This is a genomic window from Psychroflexus salis, assembly GCF_014640175.1.
Classification (GTDB): Bacteria; Bacteroidota; Bacteroidia; order Flavobacteriales; family Flavobacteriaceae; genus Psychroflexus; species Psychroflexus salis.
On the sequence record NZ_BMGL01000003.1, the window covers coordinates 143,831 to 163,738 of the forward strand.

The window sequence follows — 19,908 nt, forward strand, 5'->3', positions numbered from 1 at the left end:
TTTTAAAAATGCAAACCAAACGAATTATACCTTGTTTAGATATTAAAAACGGAAGAACTGTAAAAGGAATTAACTTTGAAGATCTTCGTGATGCTGGAGATCCTGTAGATTTAGCAGAAATTTATTCAGAACAAGGTGCAGACGAATTGGTTTTTTTAGATATTTCTGCAACCGAAGAAAGAAGAAAAACGCTCGCTAAATTGGTCGAGCGCGTTGCTGAACGAATTAACATTCCATTTACCGTTGGAGGTGGAATTTCGACTATTGAAGATGTAAGTATCTTGCTAAATTCGGGTGCAGACAAAGTTTCTATCAATTCTGCTGCTGTAAAAAATCCAGATTTAATTACCCAGATTTCTAACCGGTTCGGAAATCAATGTGTCGTAGTGGCCATCGATGCAAAAGAAGTAAACGAACAATGGAAAGTGCATTTGGTAGGAGGAAAGCAAGCCACCGAAATCGATTTGTTTGATTGGGCCATAAAAGTTGAAAAATTAGGTGCTGGAGAAATACTTTTTACATCAATGAATAACGATGGGACCAAAGCCGGTTTTGCTAACCAAGCTTTAGCCAAGCTTTCTACTTTGGTTAATATTCCCGTAATTGCTTCAGGTGGAGCTGGAAACAAAAAGCATTTTTTAGAAGCTTTTCAACAAGGTAATGCAGATGCAGCCCTAGCGGCAAGCGTTTTTCATTTTAAAGAAATTGAAATTCCTGAATTAAAACAATACTTATCTACTAATACCATACAAGTTAGAATATGAACATACTAAATCAAGCTGATTTCAAAAAAAATGAAAATGGATTATTGCCAGCTATAATTCAAGATTCTGAAACTAAAAATGTATTAATGTTAGGATACATGAATCATGATGCTTTAAAAAAGACCTTAGCAACTAAAGTAGTTACTTTTTTTAGCCGAAGTAAAAATAGATTGTGGACCAAAGGTGAAGAAAGTGGAAATACCCTGGAGCTTAAAGATATTCAATTAGATTGCGACCAAGATACTTTTTTGGTTCAAGTGAAACCGATAGGGCCAACCTGTCACAAGGGGACAGATACTTGCTGGGGCGAAAAGAACGAAACTAATTTCGGGTTTTTAAGTAAGCTTGAAAATACAATTGAACAACGAAGAAATTCGGCATCGAAAGAAAGCTATGTAGCTGATTTATTTGAAAAAGGAATTAATAAAATTGCTCAAAAAGTAGGCGAAGAAGCAGTTGAAGTGGTTATTGAAGCCAAAGATAATCAGGATGATTTATTTTTAAATGAAAGTGCTGATTTACTATTTCACTATTTAATTTTACTACAAGCAAAAGCTTTTAAATTAAAGGATGTAGAACGCATACTTAAATTGCGAGAAAAGTAATATTAATTATTTTGCTTGTTGAAAGTATTATAAATATGGCTAATAATGCCTTTTTATCATTTTTTGGTTAGCTTTTAGTGACTTTAAAACTGAAGGTGTTATTGTTAGCAATAGTAAGAATCTAAGCAGAGGTGAAGTGTTATTTATTTTTTTTTCTGAATAACATATGAATAGATTATAATTGAAACATACAATACAGTAATAATTTATAAATAAAGCCCTAATCTTGCGCTGTAGTATTTTGTATATTTGCCACATGAATATAGTATACTTTATAAGTGGTGGCGAAATTGCTATTATTTTATTAATAGTGGTTATGGTGTTTGGAGCAGATAAAATTCCAGATATTGCTAGGAATTTAGGTAAAGCTGCAAAATCTGTTAAAAACGCTACAGACGACATTAAATATGAAATTACTAAATCTTCTGAACAGACTACTAAGGAGATGAATAAAGTTGATATTACCAAACAAATCGACCAAGAAGCTACAAAAGTTAAAGAAGATATCGACGAAATAACAGGTCCTATAAAACGCCGATTTTAAATGAAATTAAAACATAACATAGGTAAGTTAGACCGTGCTTTACGAACCCTGCTTGCTATCGGTATTGCTTTGTTATATTTATTTGATATAATTACGGGCAAACTAGGCATTAGTTTAATGCTTTTTGCCATCGTTTTATTAATTACTAGCTTATTAAACTTTTGTCCGTTGTACCGTATTTTCAGATTTAATTCTTGTAAATTCGATCCTAAATCATAATTAGAGTATTTATTTTACTCTAGTTAATGTTAAACCATCTCGAATAGGAAGTAAAATAGACTCTACAGCTTCATGTTCATTAATATATGCATTATAGCTTAACAGTGCCGCAGTATCTAAGTCTTTAGGGTTTAATTCTTCTACCACTTTACCACTCCAAAGTACATTATCTGAAAGTATTAAAGCACCTGGATTACACATGGGTAGAATTAAATCGAAATAATTTTTGTAATTAATTTTATCTGCATCAATAAAAACTAAATCGAACTTTTTATCAAGTTTTGTAATGATGTTTAACGCATTGCCAACATGTTGAATTATTTGTAAACCATAATCAGATTCATCAAAATACTTACGTTGCAAATCTTCTAATTCTTCATTTTTATCGATGGTGTGTAATTCTCCATCTGCTTGTAAACCTTCAACAAGAGAGAGGGCTGAATAACCTGTATAAGTTCCAATTTCTAAAATATATTTTGGAGCTTTTAATTTAGAAATCATACTTAATAATCTTCCCTGGAAATGTCCGCTTAACATGCGTGGTTGTAAAACTTTTTGCCAAGTTTCGCGTTGTAAATTTTCAAGTAATTTGGGCTCTTTCATGCTGTGCATTTCAGCATAATTTTCAATTTTTTCTGGTAAAAAATGCATCATCTTAATATTTTATTAACCAAGTCTTTTTTCCCTTTTTCATCCTCGCCATACAACCACTGCAACACATTATCAGACCAGATTTCGTCTCGATCTTTTTCTGTAATTACTTTTTGATCGACCGCCAAATCAAGAATTTTTCCTGGATAAGAAGATTGTTTTTCGCTTTCCATTTCACCTAAAGGATAAGGATCGTCTAAACCTGTAATAATTTGTTTTGGATGTTGATTATCAACTAATAATTTAAAAGATTTCGTATCGTGTACCAACGTATCGAAAAATATGTTTTTGTGTCCAACTGATTTTCTTGGATGTGTTTTTCCTTCAAATAAATCTGGTCTACCATCAAAACCTTGTATTCTTCTTCCTAAGTTTATTTGCGCCAGTTGGCCTCCGTGAGCAAAACAAACTCTCATATTTGGGAATTTATCTGCATATCCATTTAAAGTAAAAAAATGGTAAGCATCTGCGCATTGAGCAAGCATCCAAATTAAATGGAATCGCCAAGAAGTATTTTCTAATTTTATAAATTTTTCACCATCGTACGGATGCACTTCAACTGCTAAGTTATATTTGCTAGCCATTTCGAAAATGGGCTCGTTTTCTTCATCAAAAATACAACGCCATGTGCCAATACTGTCCATATAGTGCGTAGGTAAACAAAGCAAACGCAAGCCTAAATCTTCAACACAGCGTTCAATTTCCCAAAGTGCACCGCGAACAAATCCAGGATGTACGACAAAACCACAGGAAAACTTTTTAGGATGGTCATGTTGAACGCGAGCATTAAAATCGTTTTGGAAGCGTAAGGCCTTTTTCATTTCTTCTACACGCAAACCATTTCCATACAATTGCGATAAATTTAAAATTACTGCATGGTCAATATTAAAACGTTCCATCCACTCCAGTTTTTCTTTTAAAAAAAAACTAGAATCGGTTACCGGGCGTTTCCAACCTTTTTGAAGCATGAATTTTTTATCATCATCTACCCAAAAAATTTCTTTTTCCCGCATAAAATCGGGTATTTCTTCTGGATAAGGAAGCAAATGCGAGTGTCCGTTAATTCGTAATTTTTTTTGCATGAATTTAATTTAAGGAAGTTCGTTATAAGCGATACAAATATTTTTTGGTTCGGTAAAAAAGCGAAGTGCTTCTAAACCACCTTCTCGGCCCATTCCACTTTGCTTAGTGCCACCAAATGGAGTTCTTAAATCGCGATTTAGCCATGTATTAATCCAAACAATTCCACTTTCTAGTTCTTGGCTAAGCCGCATGGCACGATCTATATTTTTTGTCCAAAGTGTAGCCGACAAACCGTATCGACTATCGTTAGCAAGGGCAAGAGCTTCGGCTTCATCTTTAAATGGCATTAAGGTAACTACAGGGCCAAAAATTTCTTCCTGGTTTAGTGAACACTTGTTGGTTTTTACTTCTATTACAGTAGGTTCAAAATAATATCCATTTTCGAAATTTTTAAGTACTACGCGCTTTCCTCCACACAATAGCTTGGCTTCATCGGTATTGATTTGCTTTACATAACTTTCAATTTTTTCTAGATGAGATTTAGAAACTATTGCGCCTAAGTCGGACGATGCTTCAGATGGATGGCCTAGGTTTAATTTTTTCACTTTTGCAACAAAATCAGTTTTGAATTTTTCATATATACGTTCTTCAACAAAAATTCGCGAACCACACAAACAAATTTGACCTTGATTGGTAAACGAAGATTTTACAGTATTCGCTAACATTTTTTCGTAATCGCAATCTGCAAAAATTAAGTTAGGGTTTTTACCACCTAATTCTAGAGATAATTTTTTAAATTGTGAAGCAGCAGCTTTCGCTATGTGTTTTCCTGTAGAAGTACCTCCTGTAAAAGAAATAGCTTTTACTTTGGGATGCGTAACTAAAGCATTGCCTACTTCGTTACCCAATCCGTGTACAATGTTTAAAACGCCTTTGGGTAAACCAGCTTCTATACAAATTTCGCTTAATAAATATGCAGTTAAAGGAGTTACTTCGCTGGGTTTGGCAATTACACAGTTTCCTGCTGCTAGAGCCGGAGCAATTTTCCAAGTAAGTAAATATAAAGGCAAATTCCATGGAGAAATACAACCGACCACGCCAAGGGGTTTACGTAGTGTAAAATTTATAGTCTGCAAACCAATACTCTCGTGTGTTTCTGTCGAAAATTGTGTAATAGCTTTTGCAAAAAAGCTAAAATTATCGGCAGCTCTTGGAATATCAATTTTTGAAGCTAAGTGTATGGGTTTCCCATTATCCTTCGATTCTGCTTTGGCTAAATCTTCGGCATTAGCTTCAATTAAATCTGCAATTTTTTGTAAAATTTTACTGCGGTCAGCTACAGTTGAATTCTTCCATTCTACAAAAGCCTGTTCGGCAGCTTGCACAGCTTCATCAACATCGTCGGCATTGCTTTTTGGTATGCTGCCATAGGTAATTGCAGATGCAGGTTCAATTAAATCCAGATAATTTGAAGATTTTGATTTGGTAAGTTTACCATTTATGTAATTAAGAATTTCCAAAAGCTATATTTGTTAAATAATGCATGCAAAGTACTTATTTTTTCGTGAAATTGATAAATCTTACTGTCAACTTTTGTAAAACTTATTTTTTAACTTCACTTTTAAATACTTAGAGATTTATGCAATAATTAAGCTATTTTTGGGTTATTGAATTCGTTAAAGTTTAGTTTATTTGTAGGAATAAATATGTTGTAAAAACAAGACTATGCCAAATATAAAATATGTTTTATGGATGAGTCTATTTTTTGTGTGTTACCTAAATGGGTTAGCTCAACGAGAAAGAGATACTATAAAGCCCGAAAAATTAATTATTACTAAGCAATACAATCCTAGCGTTAATGATGCTTTTAAAATTAAAAAGCAACCTAGATTAAGCGATAGTATCTTACCTAAACCAAAAACCTTAACTTATTCTATTTTAGATGTGCCTGTAGCTTCTACGTTTACTCCAGCTAAGGGGAGGGCTGGAGGTTTACGCCTACAACCCGATAATATAGATGCTTACACCAACTACGCACGAATTGGAGCTGGTAATTTTACTAGCGTTTTAGCAGAATTCTATTCGCAAGTTGCATTAAATGCAAATCAAAAAATTGATTTAGGTCTATCTCATTTTTCTTCACAAGGTGGAATAGATGAAGTAGTTTTAGATGATGATTTTATGACGAATGAATTGAATTTAAATTTTACTTCTGAAGAAAAAAGTTTAGTTTGGAAATTAAGCGGTGGATTAACATATAATCGATTTAATTATTATGGCGTTAATGAAGATTTAATTTTTGCTTTGGAAACCAATCATAATGATATTTCGCAAAACTATTTAGGCTTCAATTTGGGTGGAGATCTTGAGTTTTATAAAGGTGTTTTTAAAAAAATAACTTTTGATTATTCTAATTTTTCAGACAACTTTGATAGCCAAGAAAATAGATTTAAAATTCAACCACAAATCGATTTCTTTATTGGTGACCAACGTATCGAAAATTTTGTAAAGTTTGATTATTTAGCTGGTGATTTTTCTAATTTAGTATTTCCAGCTTACAATTACGCTTGGGCAATTACTTCTTATAATCCTAATCTTCAAATTAACGAAGACCGATTCAGCTTAAAGTTAGGAGCAGAAGTTGCTTTTTTATCTGATATTGAAAACAGTGAAACCGAGTTTTATGTATATCCTAAAGTTGAAGGGAATTACCAAATTAACCAAGATAACTTAATTGCTTTTGGTGGGGTAGATGGTGGTTTAGACCAAAATTCGTATCAAAGTTTTTCAACAAGTAATCCATTTGTATCACCAACATTTCCAATTGCTCCAACCAATCGTCAATACGATGCTTATTTAGGTTTAAAGGGTGGAAGTTATGCTTGGAGTTACAATGCTAAAGTTAGTTTTACATCGCAGGAGAACAATCCGTTTTTTAGTCGTTTAAATCCACAATTTGTACCTAATGAAGTTTTTACGCATGACAATTCTTTTCAAATAATTTACGATGCTTTAACTACCACAGCTATTGATGTTGAAATAGATTATAGCATTAATAATAAAATAAATGTTGGTGTGGAAGCTAACTATTCGGCCTACGATACCGAAGTCTTAGCATCTGCTTTTAACTTACCTAATACACGCGCTTCTGTGTTTGCTAATTATAAAATGAACGACCAATGGAAGTTTGGCGCATCGGTATTTTATGTAGGCGAGCGTGATGACTTACAAGTTGATCGCTCTTTACAAGCTTTTGGAACTCCAGAGGTGATTACATTAGATAGTTTTGTTGATGCAAACTTTACCGCACAGTATAAAATAAATAGCCAATTACATGCTTTTGTTGAAGCTAAAAATTTGTTTGGTGGTAACTACGAACGTTGGCTAGCTTATCCAGTACAAGATTTTCAGATTTTAGGTGGAATAAGTTTTCAGTTTGATTGGTAATTCTTAACAATTTAGAAACATTGAAATTAAGTTTTGAGTTAATTTTGCAATTCAAACAAATATGCTTTAATGGGTAAGAAACCTAAAAAACCTGCTAAGTTTAAACGCTCAGATCGCAGCAGACCGTACTTAAATGTATTGGACTTTTTAGCTGAAGAAAAAACGTTTTTATCTATTGTTTTAGTTGGTTTAATATTAGCTGCAGCTGTTACTTTTAATGCCAATGCAGCTATGTGGCTAGGTTTCTTTTTTGCTGCTTATGCAGCAGTTGCTAACGACAGTATTCAATCTTTAGGTACTTTTATAGAAAGTAATCGTGCTCGGCAATGGTGGATTTTATGGCTCTACATTGGTGGTATTTTTGTGGTTACTGTTACCTTTAGTTATGTAATTTACGACGGCGATGTAACATACCAACGTTTAATGACTTTAAACGCTGATGGAACTAAAGCTTTTCCGCATCCAACCGAAGACCTAGGGAAAAACTTTAGTTTTTTCCAAGTAATAGCTCCCTTAGTATTATTGATACTTACCCGTTTAAAAATGCCAGTTTCAACAACTTTTTTGTTGTTATCGGTCTTTAGTGCAACATCTTCAGGAATTACGTCTGTAGTTTCAAAAAGTTTGTCGGGTTATGCAATGGCTTTTATAATTTCTTTTGCTATTTGGTATTTGTCTTACAATACTATTCGCAAACATTTTAAAAGTAGAAAACACCATAAAGCATGGTCTGTTGTGCAGTGGGTAATAAGCGGTTCGCTTTGGGCAGTTTGGGTTATGCAAGATGGAGCAAATATTGCTGTTTATTTGCCGCGACAATTAACTATTACTCAATTTTTAATTTTTACATTAACTATTTTTGCTGGTTTAGGTGTTTTATTCTATTTACGTGGTGATAAAATACAAGAAGTTGTAAGTAAAAAATCTCGTATTTCAGATATTCGAGCGGCCACATTAGTTGACTTTTCTTACGTAATCTTGTTAATTTATAAGCTGTTTATCAGTACCGTTCCTTTAAGTACAACCTGGGTTTTCCTTGGAATTATTGGCGGTAGAGAAATTGCTATTAGTTTGTCTAGAAACAAAAAGGGTAAAAAACACAAAAAGAAAGCACGCAACCTTATTCTTAGAGATTTTGGAAATGCTTTTACAGGATTACTTATTTCAGTTGCTCTTGCAGCTGCAGCTAATAAGGGAATTCGTGAAGATATTTTCAATACAATTTTGAATATCTTCAATTAATTAAAATGATTTAGATAAGGCATTTTAAATATAGCTCTTTGCTTAGCTTCATTTTCACTTTGCTTTTTTTTGAAGCCTTCTACACAGTATTTTTTCAGAATTTATTAGCTTAGCATACATATCTGTAGTGAATTATTTACAATAAAGTCTTCGTTTTTTAAAAATAAAAGAAAATAAAAATCTTAATATTAGTTCATAGAAAAACCTTAGGCCTAGGTGTTAAATTTAAGTTTCAGTATTTCTCTTTTTTGAAACTCGGCAATTCTAGTTATATTTAGCCAAAAACATATGACGCGTTATTTTAAACCTATTTACTTATCCTTAGCACTTTTAAGTTTACTTTCATGTTCATCAAAAATGGAAGTCGATTTAATTATTACCGATGCTAAAATTTATACGGTAGATTCATCATTTAGTATATACCAAGCAATGGCTATTAAAGATGCTAAAATTTTAGGCATAGGAAGTACCGAACAAATACTCAGAGAATACACTTCGAGTAAAATTGAATCAAAAGAAGGTAAAATAATATATCCAGGTTTTATTGATGCACATGCTCATCTTTATAACTTAGGAATGCAAATGCAGCAAGTTAACTTGACAGGTGCAACAAGTTTTGATGAAGTGGTTTCAAGAATAGAAGAATTTCAAAAGAAAAATCAAAAAAAATATATAATTGGTCGGGGTTGGGATCAAAATTTATGGGATGGCAAAAATTTTCCAACCAAAGATACTTTAGATGTTCTGTTTCCTAACACACCAATCGCATTATCAAGAATCGATGGCCATGCTATGTTGTGTAATGCTAAAGCACTAGAATTAGCTAAAATTGATGAACAAACACAAACTAAAGGTGGAGCCATTTTAAAAGATGAAAACGGATACTTAACTGGCGTTCTTATCGATAATCCTATGCAAATGGTTTTTAATAGCTTTCCAGAAGTTAGTATAAACGAAATTTCAAAAGCTTTAAGAGATGCAGAACAAGTTTGTTTATCTTATGGATTAACAAGTCTTTCTGACGCAGGACTTTCCAAAAAAGTAATAGAAAGCATTGATAGTTTACAAAAAGCCGATATTTTAAAAATGCGCATCTATGCAATGGTGAGTAATAATGAAGAAGATTTAGACTATTATTTATCTAAGCCACCTTACAAAACCAATAAGCTTAATGTTAGATCCGTAAAAGTTTATGCAGATGGTGCGCTTGGTTCTCGGGGAGCAGCTTTAAAAGAAGAATACTCAGACCACGAAGGCCATTTTGGAAGTATGGTTATAGGGCATGATGAATTTTTACAATTAGCCAACCGAATTGCTAAAACAGAATTTCAAATGAATACGCATGCTATCGGAGATTCAGCAAATGTTTCTGTTTTAAAAACCTATCAAAATATTCTATCAGGTAAGAAAGATAAACGTTGGCGAGTTGAACATGCCCAAATTTTAGATGAAACAGATTTTCAATATTTCAATAAAAATATACTTCCTTCAGTTCAACCAACACACGCAACTAGCGATATGTATTGGGCTGAAGACCGTATTGGTAGCAAACGCATTCAACATGCCTATGCATACAAACAACTTTTAAATCAAGTTGGAATTTTACCTCTTGGAACAGATTTTCCAGTAGAGCAAGTAAATCCCATGTTAACCTTTTATGCCGCAGTAAGTAGACAAGACACCGACGGATTTCCCGCAGGTGGTTTTCAAAAACAAAATGCATTGAGTAGAAAAGAAGCTTTAAAAGGAATGACCATTTGGGCTGCATACGCTAATTTTGAAGATCATGAAAAAGGAAGTTTAGAAAAAGGAAAATGGGCTGATTTTATTGTGTTAGATGAAGATTTGTTGCATATTCATATTCAAAAAGTACCTAATTTGGTGGTGAAGGAAACTTATATAGACGGTAAGTTGGTTTTTTTACATTAACTTAAATGCTTGAAAATTATATCTTTCTAAAAATATTAGGTAATTTTTTCACAGATTATGAAAAATACAATATTTTTATATAGATTTGTTTAAAATCAATTCCAATGAAACGAAATTTTAATTTTTTAATTTGCTTAATCCTTTTTGTAAGTTTATTGAGCACTTCGTGTTCAGTAGAAACAGAAAAACATGAAATAGTAACTCCTGTATTAGAATTAAAGGCTGTTGGACCGCTTTTTGAAGGATCCAACACATCAACAGCAACTTGGGAATTTACATTAGAAGAGTTGTTTCCAACAATTGAAGGTGAAGTAATTATAGAAAAAGCCAGAATTACAGCAATTCAGGTAAAGCCAAAATCCAATTTAGATTTACCAAAAATCAGTAAAATGGTTATGGAAATGAAATCTAAGTACACTAAAATGAATAGGATTGGACTCCTAGAAAGCAATATACAACAAGACAAAACTTACGATTTACAAATTGCCGACGAACAAGAAGAAGTAGATGTTGCTATTACGGATGAACGGATTACTTTTGTAGGTGATTTTGATATGCTTGACGAAGATTTTTACGAAGATGTAATTTTCGATTTGCAAGTTAGCTTTGAAATAGAAACCCGAAAATAAATTTGAATACTATGAAGAATACATTTTTTTTACTTGCCATTTTTTTATTTAGTTTTATAGGTAATGCGCAAGATGCAGACGATATTGTTGGTGTTTGGGAACCTGGACACGGCAAGGCTAAAGTTAAAATCGATAAAATTGATGGTAAATACTATGGTAAAATTGTTTGGCTAAAAGAAGCCAAAGACCCTGCAACAGGAGAACCGAAAGTAGATAAAAATAACCCAGATGAAAGTATGCGAAATGTGCCTTTACGTGGTTACAGAATTTTAAAAGATTTTGTTTATCAAGGCGATGGTGTTTGGGAAGAAGGTACTATTTATGATCCTGAAAATGGAACTACTTACAGCTGTGTAATTACCATGAAAGACGAGAATGAACTTGATATTCGTGGTTATGTTGGTGTAAAGACTTTTGGAAGAACCGACACTTGGAGAAGATTAATATTAAAAAAGAAATAAACGTCTTTTAACTTATAAAACTGCTGAGATTTAGCAATCTCAGCAGTTTTGTTTTAAACACAAGAAAACATGAAACATAATTCCTTTTACATTTTTTTTCTTAGCTTTTTTATCATCGGTTTTTTATGCGTTAATGCGCAGGAAGATGAAGAAGATTATAGTATTTACGACGATTTTGAGTTGGAAAATGATACGCCTATTAAACGCTATGCAAAACCAACTATTTCAGGAATGAGTCCGCAAAAGTTTATAGGAATTAGTTTTGATGCTCAAATGCCGTATCGTTACGAATTTTCGAATGTAACTTTTCCAGAATCAGCAGGAAATGGATTTGATGTAGACGAAGAAAACCCTAACATTAACGAACAGGGAACTGCAAAATTTACAGGTGGTCTACGATTCAATACCAACATCCCTATTATTTCTAAGAGTAGTTTTGTTTGGCAGTCTGGAATAAATTTTATGGACACTCGTTATACCATTGCAGAAGCACCAAACGCTCCAAGACAACCCGTTTTACTTCCTGATGGAACGCAAGCAAGAAGTTTAGGTCAAATTTTAAATGAAGATGGACTAAGAAACATTAATTGGACAAACACCTTCTTTTTTCCTTTGAATGAGACAGAATTTATTGTTTTTCAATCTCAAATGGATCTAAGTGGAAATTACGATTTAGATACTTTTCAATCTTTAAACACTCTTCGTTACAGTGCCGCAGCAGTTTATGGACGAAGAGTAAACGATTATTACCGATGGGGAGTAGGTGTGGCTAGAACATATCGTGTTGGTAACTTAAATTATGTACCTGTAATTATGTTCGATTGGACCTCTGAAAATAGAAAATGGGGTACAGAAATTTTATTTCCCGCTCGAGCTTATGTACGATATAATTTCAGCAAAAATGCCTTACTATTGGCTGGTTTTGATTTAGAAGGACAAAGCTACCGAATAGACGATTACTCCATTAATGGAAATTCTTACGAAATAAGACGTGGCGAAGTACGACCTAAATTAGAGTTTCAAGCTAAAATAACGGGCTATATTTGGGCCAGTGTACAAGCTGGATACCGTTGGGATTGGTCTTATGATGCGGACGAATTAGATGCTAATCAAGATTTTTTCCGTGGATTTTTTGGAAATCAAGAATTTGGTATGGTTAATAGTTTAGAAAATCCTTTGTTTTTTAATGTAGGACTAAATTTTGTAAGTCCATAAAAACGTAAGGATTTTATAAATTTTAAAGCCATTTTACAATTGTAAAATGGCTTTAAAATTTATTGTATTTATCCAATAATTTAATGATCATTATTGCTAATAATGTTAATAGAATAAGAAGTGATTTTTATTATTCATCGCGAATTCCACAAGTATTGTGTGCAATTTTAAAATGGGTTTCTAAACTAAAATTATTTTCTATGCTAAAATATTCTTGTTGAAACATATATATGTTTGCTGGATACACCAGTCTAAAAATTGAATAATTATCCAATTCGTTTAAAAAACTAAAGGTATCCTTATCATTATTTATTTCAATTAAATCGAACCTTCTAGATTGTGTATTGTAGGTGGTTAACTTAATTGGATAAACAAATTCAGCACATTCAATATGTTCATCGTATAGTATACCTTCATTACATTGAAGTTTTAAACTGTTTAATTCAGTTTCATTATTAATGTTATGTATTTCGAAATTTGTAAGGCTTATGCTTAACGGATAAACAAGTTCAATTTCATAATCTACATCGCTATACTCGTCCAAGTCATCATAGGTGTTAATTTCATGCGCTTCATTATTGATAATAATTTCGTAAGGGAAATTGATACTAAAACAATGCGAATCATCAATAAAATCATCGTAGTAAGCTTTATGCGATGTTACAGACTTCATTAGCGAAGTTAAATCATCATCGATGTATAAATTTTCTTCATTTTCTTCATTAATTAGTACCGTTTCATTTTCAAAACAAGAAGTTAAAAAAAGAGGCGTAAAAATCAACAAAGTAAGTTGTTGTATATTGAACTTCATTTCAATGCTATTTTCATTTACAATAAAACAATTCAAAATTAAAATATCCTACCATCTGTTATATTTTTTTACATTTACCCTAAATTTGTCGTATGCAAAAACCAATTTTCACTAATGTTTGCGAAGAACATTTATTTTCAAAGTTACATAAAAAGTATGCTTCAAATTTACACGACTTCATTTATTATAAATTTGGTAATGAAGCCGATGCTTCAGATAAAGTACAACATGCTTTTTTAAAACTTTGGGAAAATTGTAAAGATATAACTCCAGACAAAGCTAAAAGTTTTTTGTTTTCGGTAGCTAATAATGCAACTTTAAATGTTATAAAACATAAAAAGGTTGTGTTGAAGTATCAAAAAATTCCCCAAAAAACTTCAACCCAAATAGACCCACAACACGTATTAGAAGAAAAAGAATATCTTGAAAAATTTCAAAAAGCACTTTCTAATTTAAGTCCAAAAAAAAGAGCTGCTTTTATGATGAATCGAGTAGAAGGGAAAACGCACCAAGAAATTGCAGATGTATTAGGAGTATCTAAAAAAGCAATTGAAAAACGAATTTACACCGCTCTAGTTCAGCTTAAAAACGAACTTGGCGAATTTTAACACTATTAAAGTAGGAATTTTTTAGTTAAAGTTGTCTAATATTTGGGAATGAAATTGTTATGAAAGAAGAAAAACAAATTAAAGATTGGTTGAGTGGTTCGATGTCTGCTGAAGAATTAGCAGACTTTAAATCATCTAAAACATATTCTGCTTTAATGAAGATAGATGATGCAGCGAGTTATTTTAAAGCACCTAGTTTTAATGAAGCTGAATCTTTGGCAAACATCAACTCAACTAAATCACAAAAACAGTTTCAGACCAAGAAATCTTTTTATGTAAAGTTTTCTGCTATTGCGGCATTGTTAGTGGCTGGACTTTTTATTGCATTTAATTGGATGAATAGTTCGGCCGTTAACATTACTACAGCTACTAATCAACAAGAAAGTATAATTTTGCCCGATAGTTCAACCGTTTTTTTAAATGCCAACTCATCGATTACTTACAATAAAGATAAATTTTTAGAGAATAGAAATTTAACATTAGCTGGTGAAGCTTTTTTTAAAGTTAAGGAAGGTTCTACTTTTTCGGTACAAACTCCCAACTCTTTAGTTGAAGTTTTAGGCACATCGTTTAACATTAAATCTAGGAATAAATTTGCAGAAGTAGATTGTTACACGGGTAAAGTTAAGGTAACCGATTTACAAGATAATCAAGCTATATTAACTCCTTTACAGCGTTTTTACACTTATAATGGAGAATATAAGCTTAGTAGTTTTGGAAATAAAGAACCTGGTTGGATAGGCAAGCATACCTCTATTTTTTACAAAACTCAATTAAAAGTAGTATTAGAAGAATTATCTGCCCAATATCAATTAGAAGTTGATTCACGAAATATAAATACTTCACTTTTTTATACGGGTAGTTTTGTACATGATAATTTAGAAGAAGCTTTACAATCTATTACACTTCCATTTCAATTAGATTATACAATTCAAGAAAATCAAGTAACTTTACAAAAAGACTAAGCTTGAAACTTTTTCGATTAATTTTAATACTTCTTTTAGGAGCAAATTGTTCATTAGCTGCTCAGGATACGAGTAATTACAATTCTTTCGAAAAGATACTTCAGGATTTAGAGCGTAAGTATAAGGTTACATTTTCGTATGCAAATAATCAAATCGAAAACCTTGAGTTGTATAATTACAAACCAAAGTCAACACTTCAAGATAATTTAAATCAATTACTTAATTTAACTCCATTTCAATTTAAAAAAATTGATAAGCAAATTATTGCTGTCATTTTAAATCCTAGTTTCGAATACTTTTGTGTACAGCCAATGGATTTTCAAAATGAATTTAAAAGCTTCAATTTAGATTTTTTTTTTAGTACTTATAAAATAAATGCTAAGGAAACTAACCAAGTTACAATTCCTGTAAATAGAAATGCCAATGCTGAAATTTCAGTAAATGCAGTTGGTTTTGATAAGGTAAGGCTTAATACTAAGAATTTAAAAACTGGAAAGTGTTTTGAATTGTATTTGTTTGCTGAAACTATTGATTTGGATGAAGTTATAATTACCAACTACCTAACCAAAGGAATTGATAAAATGAAGGCTGGTCAAATTCGATTTAATCCAATGCACTTTGGGGCTTTACCAGGTTTAATTGAACCCGATGTGTTGCAAAGTATACAAACACTTCCAGGTGTTATGAGTACAGAAGAGAGTGTTTCCTATTTAAACATTAGGGGAGGTACACACGATCAAAATTTATTTTTATGGGATGGTATAAAAATGTATCAAACTTCTCATTTTTTTGGAATGATTACTTCGTTAAATCCATACATAACTCAATCTACTGATATTATAAAAAATGCAAGTAGCCCTGAGTTTGGCGATGGTGTTTCTAGTGTAATTAACATGAAATCTAGCGACCAAATTAATTCAAAATTAAAGGCTGAAGCTGGAGTAAACATGATTCATGCTGATTTTTTTATTGATGCACCTTTACAAGAAAATTCTTCACTACAAGTTACTGGAAGGCAGTCTATAAATCAAATTGCTGAAACGCCAACCTACAATCAATTTTTTGATAAAGTTTTTCAAAATACATCTGTGTTGCCATCTAATACTGATTATACAATTCAAAATGATGAATTTTCTTTCTACGATTTTTCATTTAGATGGCTCTATCAGATTACAGAGAAAGATTTTTTACGTATAAATGGACTCTTTACCTACAATCAATTTTCTTTAAATCGACAACAAATTCAGAGCCAGCAAGTAGCTACAAGAGAAAGTTCTTTAGATCAACAAACATTTGCTTTAGGGGCTTTTTATGAACGTAAATGGAAGCCTGGTTTTACATCAAGCATACAGTTTTATACTTCTAATTATCAACTTAAAAGCATCAATACAGATTTAAGCTTTAACCAGTCTTTAACACAAGAAAACCAAGTTGAAGAATGGGGAATTAAATTAAAAAACAAGTTAAATTTTAGCGATCAACTTAATTTTTATGCGGGTTATCAATTAAATGAGACAGGCATTTTAAATTTCGAAAACTTAAATTTCCCTATTTTTACACGTAGCGTTCGAGAAGCAATTATTACCAATAGCTTATTTGCAGGTCTAGAGTTTCAGCCTTCGCAGAAAACCTATGTTAACTTAGGCGCAAGAGTTAATCATATTACAAAGTTTAATAGTATTCTATTCGAACCGAGAATTAACTTTAGTCATCGTTTTTTAGAAAATTTTATTGTTGAATTCCAAGCCGAAAAAAAGAGTCAAACTACTTCGCAAGTAATCGATCAACAATCAGATTTTTTAGGAGTAGAAAATAGACGATGGATTTTAGCCAAGCCTGGTGAAATTCCCATAATTACAAGTGAACAAGCTTCGGTTGGTTTTCATTTTAAAAATAAAGATTGGTTAGTTACCACCGATTTTTTTTACAAGCGTATTTTAGAAATTACATCGCAAAGTCAAGGTTTTCAAAACCAATTTCAATTTGAATTAGTTCATGGCAATTATGAAGTTTTTGGAGGTGAGTTTCTAATCAATAAAAAATGGAATCGTTTTTCGACTTGGTTAAGTTACACCGTTTCTGAAAACGTGTATTATTTTGAAGATTTTGAACCACAAAGATTTGTAAATAATATTGATATTAGGCATGTTATACATTATGGGTTAAATTATAAATATAAAGGATTAAATTTGGCTAGCGGTGTTTATTGGCATTCAGGATTGCCAACTACATCGGTTGTAATTTCTAACAATAATGAGTTTAATTTTGGATCACCGAATCAAAATAGATTAAGGAATTTTTTCAGAATAGATTTTTCTGCAAATTACCGTTGGACCATTAATGGTCAAGTAAAACTTTATTCGGGAATTTCTTTTTGGAACTTGTTAGGAAGACGTAATTTTTATAATTCATTTTACCAGAGTAGAGATTACACTGCCTTAGATGAAACTTTTCAACAAGGTTTAAATTTTACTCCTAATTTTAGTTTCCGACTTCAGTTTTAAACATAAAAAAAGCCCGATATGTTTACCTATCGGGCTTTTTGTTGATTAAGAAATAATAAATCTAATTGTTTCGATTATTAGAATCTCTACGGTTATCATTTCTGTCGTTACGTCTGTTGTTACTAGGTTTTGGACGATCTTGGTAACCTTCAGGTTTTTGCATTAAAGCTTTTCTAGATACTTTTTCTTTTCGAGTTCTAGAGTCAACACCGAAGTATTTTACATCAATTACATCGCCTAGGCTAAGCACATCGCTAACATTATCGGTTCTTTCCCATGCTAATTCAGAAATATGAAGTAAAACTTCGTTTCCTGGTGCTTCAACATATTCTACAACTGCTCCAAAATCGAGTAATTTAATTACTTTAACTTCGTAAACACTACCCACTTGTGGTTTAAATAACATGGATTCAATACGAGTTAAAACTTTATCGATTCCTTCTTGGTTTGTACCCAAAATTTCAACAACACCTTGTTCATCAACTTCATTTATAACAATGGTAGTTTCAGTTGATTTTTGAAGTTCTTGTATATTTTTACCTCCAGGTCCAATAAAGCTTCCAATATATTCACCAGGGATAGTTCTTGTAATTATCTTAGGTGCATGTGCTTTTACGTTTTCATTTGGAGTAGCGATTGTTTCGGTAAGTTTACCAAGGATATGAAGCCTTCCTTCTCTTGCTTGTTTTAGCGCATTTACTAAAATTTCGTAAGAAAGACCTTTTACTTTAATGTCCATTTGGCAAGCGGTAATTCCGTCTTCGGTACCCGTAACTTTAAAATCCATATCGCCTAAATGGTCTTCATCTCCTAAAATGTCGGAAAGTACAGCATATTTTTCGCCACTTGAAATTAATCCCATTGCAATACCAGATACTGGTTTTTTTAGCTGAACTCCCGCATCCATTAGCGACATTGTTCCTGCACAAACTGTAGCCATAGAAGAAGATCCGTTTGATTCTAATACTTCAGAAACTACTCTTACGGTATATGGGCAATCTGCAGGAATCATTCCTTTTAAAGCGCGTTGAGCTAAATTTCCATGACCTATTTCTCTACGAGATGTTCCACGAATAGGGTAGGCTTCACCAGTACAAAAAGGAGGGAAGTTATAATGTAAATAAAAAGTTTCTTCACCTTGAAGTGTAGGGTTATCTACCATATTGGCTTCGCGAGATGTTCCTAAAGTTACTGTAGCTAATGCTTGAGTTTCGCCACGTGTAAATACAGCTGAACCATGTGTGGAAGGTAAGTAGTCTACTTCACACCAAATAGGTCTAATTTCATCTAACTTTCTCCCGTCGAGTCTAACTTTTTCATCTAAGGTTAAATTTCTTACTGCTTCTTTATGAGTTTCAGCAAAATATTTGTTGATGAAGCTTTCTACTTCTTCAAGTTCTTCTTCAGAAAATTGTGCTTTTATCTCTTCTTTAACTTCAGAAAATGCTTCTCCACGTTCTTTTTTGCCTAGAGCTTGCTTAGCAATGTCGTAACATTTTTGATATGCTTTATCGTTTACTAGTTGCTTAATTTCTTCTTTTTCTTCAGCAACTTCGTATTCACGGGTTTCTTTTTTACCTACTTGCTCTACTAATCTTAATTGAGCTTGACATTGCTCTTTAATAGCTTCATGAGCAAATTTTATTGCTTCTGCCATTTCTTCTTCAGAACATTCGTCCATTTCACCTTCAACCATAGAGACGCTATTTTCTGAAGCGCCTACCATCATATCCATATCTGCTTTTTCAAGTTGTTCGTAACTAGGATTAATAATAAATTCTCCATCGACACGAGCTACACGAACTTCAGAAATTGGGCATTCAAACGGAATATCGGATAATTGAATTGCGGTAGAAGCAGCTAATCCTGCAAGCGCATCAGGGATTACCGTATCGTCATGAGACATTAATTGAATCATAACTTGTGTTTCGTACATATAATCTTTTGGAAAAAGGGGTCTTAAAACACGATCTACTAGACGCATTACTAAAATCTCTTCATTGCTTGGTCTAGCTTCTCTTTTCATAAAACCACCTGGATATCTTCCAGCTGCAGCAAATTTTTCTCTATAATCTAAGGTTAACGGGAAAAAACCCATTGTACTCGGTTTAAATGAAGAAACAACTGTACATAACAACATCGTGTCTCCCATTCTTACTACAACCGAACCGTGTGCTTGTTTTGCTAATTTTCCTGTTTCAATAGAAATTTCGCGACCATCTGCTAGTGTAATGGTTTCTTTAAATGTTTTTGGAATCATAAAATAAAAAATAAATTAAAAATCTAATCTC

General features: G+C 32.4%; 18 protein-coding genes. 13 read left to right on the top strand and 5 right to left on the bottom strand.

The window, feature by feature from the left end; all coding sequences use genetic code 11:
* Positions 1 to 8 precede the first annotated feature (8 nt).
* The 4 genes from hisF (at position 9) to IEV63_RS03190 (ending at position 2,132) form a co-directional block, all read left to right on the top strand.
* On the top strand, positions 9 to 764 hold the full coding sequence (gene hisF, locus IEV63_RS03175) for an imidazole glycerol phosphate synthase subunit HisF (RefSeq protein ID WP_188405310.1): 756 nt from the start codon (positions 9 to 11) through the stop codon (positions 762 to 764).
* Entirely contained in the window at positions 761 to 1,369 is a 609-nt protein-coding gene (hisIE, locus tag IEV63_RS03180; protein WP_188405311.1) for a bifunctional phosphoribosyl-AMP cyclohydrolase/phosphoribosyl-ATP diphosphatase HisIE, read from the top strand. Before hisF ends, hisIE begins: the two co-directional genes overlap by 4 nt.
* A gap of 256 nt (positions 1,370 to 1,625) precedes the next feature.
* A complete protein-coding gene (locus tag IEV63_RS03185; protein ID WP_188405312.1) occupies positions 1,626 to 1,913 on the top strand; it encodes a Sec-independent protein translocase subunit TatA/TatB in 288 nt (95 codons plus the stop codon).
* Entirely contained in the window at positions 1,914 to 2,132 is a 219-nt protein-coding gene (locus tag IEV63_RS03190; protein WP_188405313.1) for a YgaP family membrane protein, read from the top strand.
* Between the two features lie 9 nt (positions 2,133 to 2,141).
* On the opposite strand, the gene IEV63_RS03195 is transcribed toward IEV63_RS03190, so the two are convergent.
* The 3 genes from IEV63_RS03195 to IEV63_RS03205 are packed head-to-tail and all read right to left on the bottom strand — an operon-like array spanning position 2,142 to position 5,326.
* Complete coding sequence (locus tag IEV63_RS03195; protein WP_188405394.1) at positions 2,142 to 2,783, bottom strand: O-methyltransferase; 642 nt, start codon at positions 2,781 to 2,783, stop codon at positions 2,142 to 2,144.
* A complete protein-coding gene (locus tag IEV63_RS03200; protein WP_188405314.1) occupies positions 2,783 to 3,865 on the bottom strand; it encodes an amidohydrolase family protein in 1,083 nt (360 codons plus the stop codon). Before IEV63_RS03200 ends, IEV63_RS03195 begins: the two co-directional genes overlap by 1 nt.
* Positions 3,866 to 3,874: 9 nt before the next feature.
* Entirely contained in the window at positions 3,875 to 5,326 is a 1,452-nt protein-coding gene (locus tag IEV63_RS03205) for an aldehyde dehydrogenase (RefSeq protein ID WP_188405315.1), read from the bottom strand.
* 205 nt (positions 5,327 to 5,531) lie between these two features.
* On the opposite strand from IEV63_RS03205, the gene IEV63_RS03210 reads away from it, so the two are divergent.
* The 6 genes from IEV63_RS03210 (at position 5,532) to IEV63_RS03235 (ending at position 12,729) form a co-directional block, all read left to right on the top strand.
* Positions 5,532 to 7,253, top strand: a complete 1,722-nt coding sequence (locus tag IEV63_RS03210) for a TonB-dependent receptor (RefSeq protein ID WP_188405316.1) — start codon at positions 5,532 to 5,534, stop codon at positions 7,251 to 7,253.
* Positions 7,254 to 7,322: 69 nt separating this feature from the next.
* Positions 7,323 to 8,495: a hypothetical protein gene (locus IEV63_RS03215; protein WP_188405317.1), complete on the top strand. Its 1,173-nt coding sequence runs from the start codon at positions 7,323 to 7,325 to the stop codon at positions 8,493 to 8,495.
* A gap of 288 nt (positions 8,496 to 8,783) precedes the next feature.
* The gene (locus IEV63_RS03220; RefSeq protein WP_188405318.1) at positions 8,784 to 10,424 is read left to right on the top strand and encodes an amidohydrolase; all 1,641 of its coding nucleotides are present in this window, start codon (positions 8,784 to 8,786) and stop codon (positions 10,422 to 10,424) included.
* 104 nt (positions 10,425 to 10,528) lie between these two features.
* Positions 10,529 to 11,053, top strand: coding sequence for a hypothetical protein (locus tag IEV63_RS03225; protein WP_188405319.1), 525 nt, complete (start codon positions 10,529 to 10,531; stop codon positions 11,051 to 11,053).
* Positions 11,054 to 11,064: 11 nt separating this feature from the next.
* On the top strand, positions 11,065 to 11,514 hold the full coding sequence (locus IEV63_RS03230) for a DUF2147 domain-containing protein (protein ID WP_188405320.1): 450 nt from the start codon (positions 11,065 to 11,067) through the stop codon (positions 11,512 to 11,514).
* A gap of 69 nt (positions 11,515 to 11,583) precedes the next feature.
* Entirely contained in the window at positions 11,584 to 12,729 is a 1,146-nt protein-coding gene (locus tag IEV63_RS03235; protein WP_229737163.1) for a DUF6268 family outer membrane beta-barrel protein, read from the top strand.
* A gap of 130 nt (positions 12,730 to 12,859) precedes the next feature.
* Here the strand turns inward: IEV63_RS03235 and IEV63_RS03240 are convergent, their stop codons facing one another.
* Positions 12,860 to 13,540, bottom strand: coding sequence for a hypothetical protein (locus IEV63_RS03240; RefSeq protein WP_188405321.1), 681 nt, complete (start codon positions 13,538 to 13,540; stop codon positions 12,860 to 12,862).
* Between the two features lie 92 nt (positions 13,541 to 13,632).
* Here IEV63_RS03240 and IEV63_RS03245 point away from each other — a divergent pair, with 92 nt between their 5' ends.
* From IEV63_RS03245 to IEV63_RS03255, 3 genes are read left to right on the top strand one after another with little or no spacing between them, the layout of a single operon-like run.
* A complete protein-coding gene (locus IEV63_RS03245; RefSeq protein WP_188405322.1) occupies positions 13,633 to 14,148 on the top strand; it encodes an RNA polymerase sigma factor in 516 nt (171 codons plus the stop codon).
* 59 nt (positions 14,149 to 14,207) lie between these two features.
* The gene (locus tag IEV63_RS03250) at positions 14,208 to 15,113 is read left to right on the top strand and encodes a FecR family protein (protein ID WP_188405323.1); all 906 of its coding nucleotides are present in this window, start codon (positions 14,208 to 14,210) and stop codon (positions 15,111 to 15,113) included.
* 2 nt (positions 15,114 to 15,115) lie between these two features.
* Positions 15,116 to 17,617 carry a FecR domain-containing protein gene (locus IEV63_RS03255; protein ID WP_188405324.1) on the top strand — a complete coding sequence of 834 codons (2,502 nt, stop codon included), beginning with the start codon at positions 15,116 to 15,118 and terminating at the stop codon, positions 17,615 to 17,617.
* A 61-nt stretch (positions 17,618 to 17,678) separates the two neighbouring features.
* On the opposite strand, the gene IEV63_RS03260 is transcribed toward IEV63_RS03255, so the two are convergent.
* Complete coding sequence (locus tag IEV63_RS03260; RefSeq protein WP_188405325.1) at positions 17,679 to 19,877, bottom strand: polyribonucleotide nucleotidyltransferase; 2,199 nt, start codon at positions 19,875 to 19,877, stop codon at positions 17,679 to 17,681.
* Between the last annotated feature and the right edge of the window lie 31 nt (positions 19,878 to 19,908).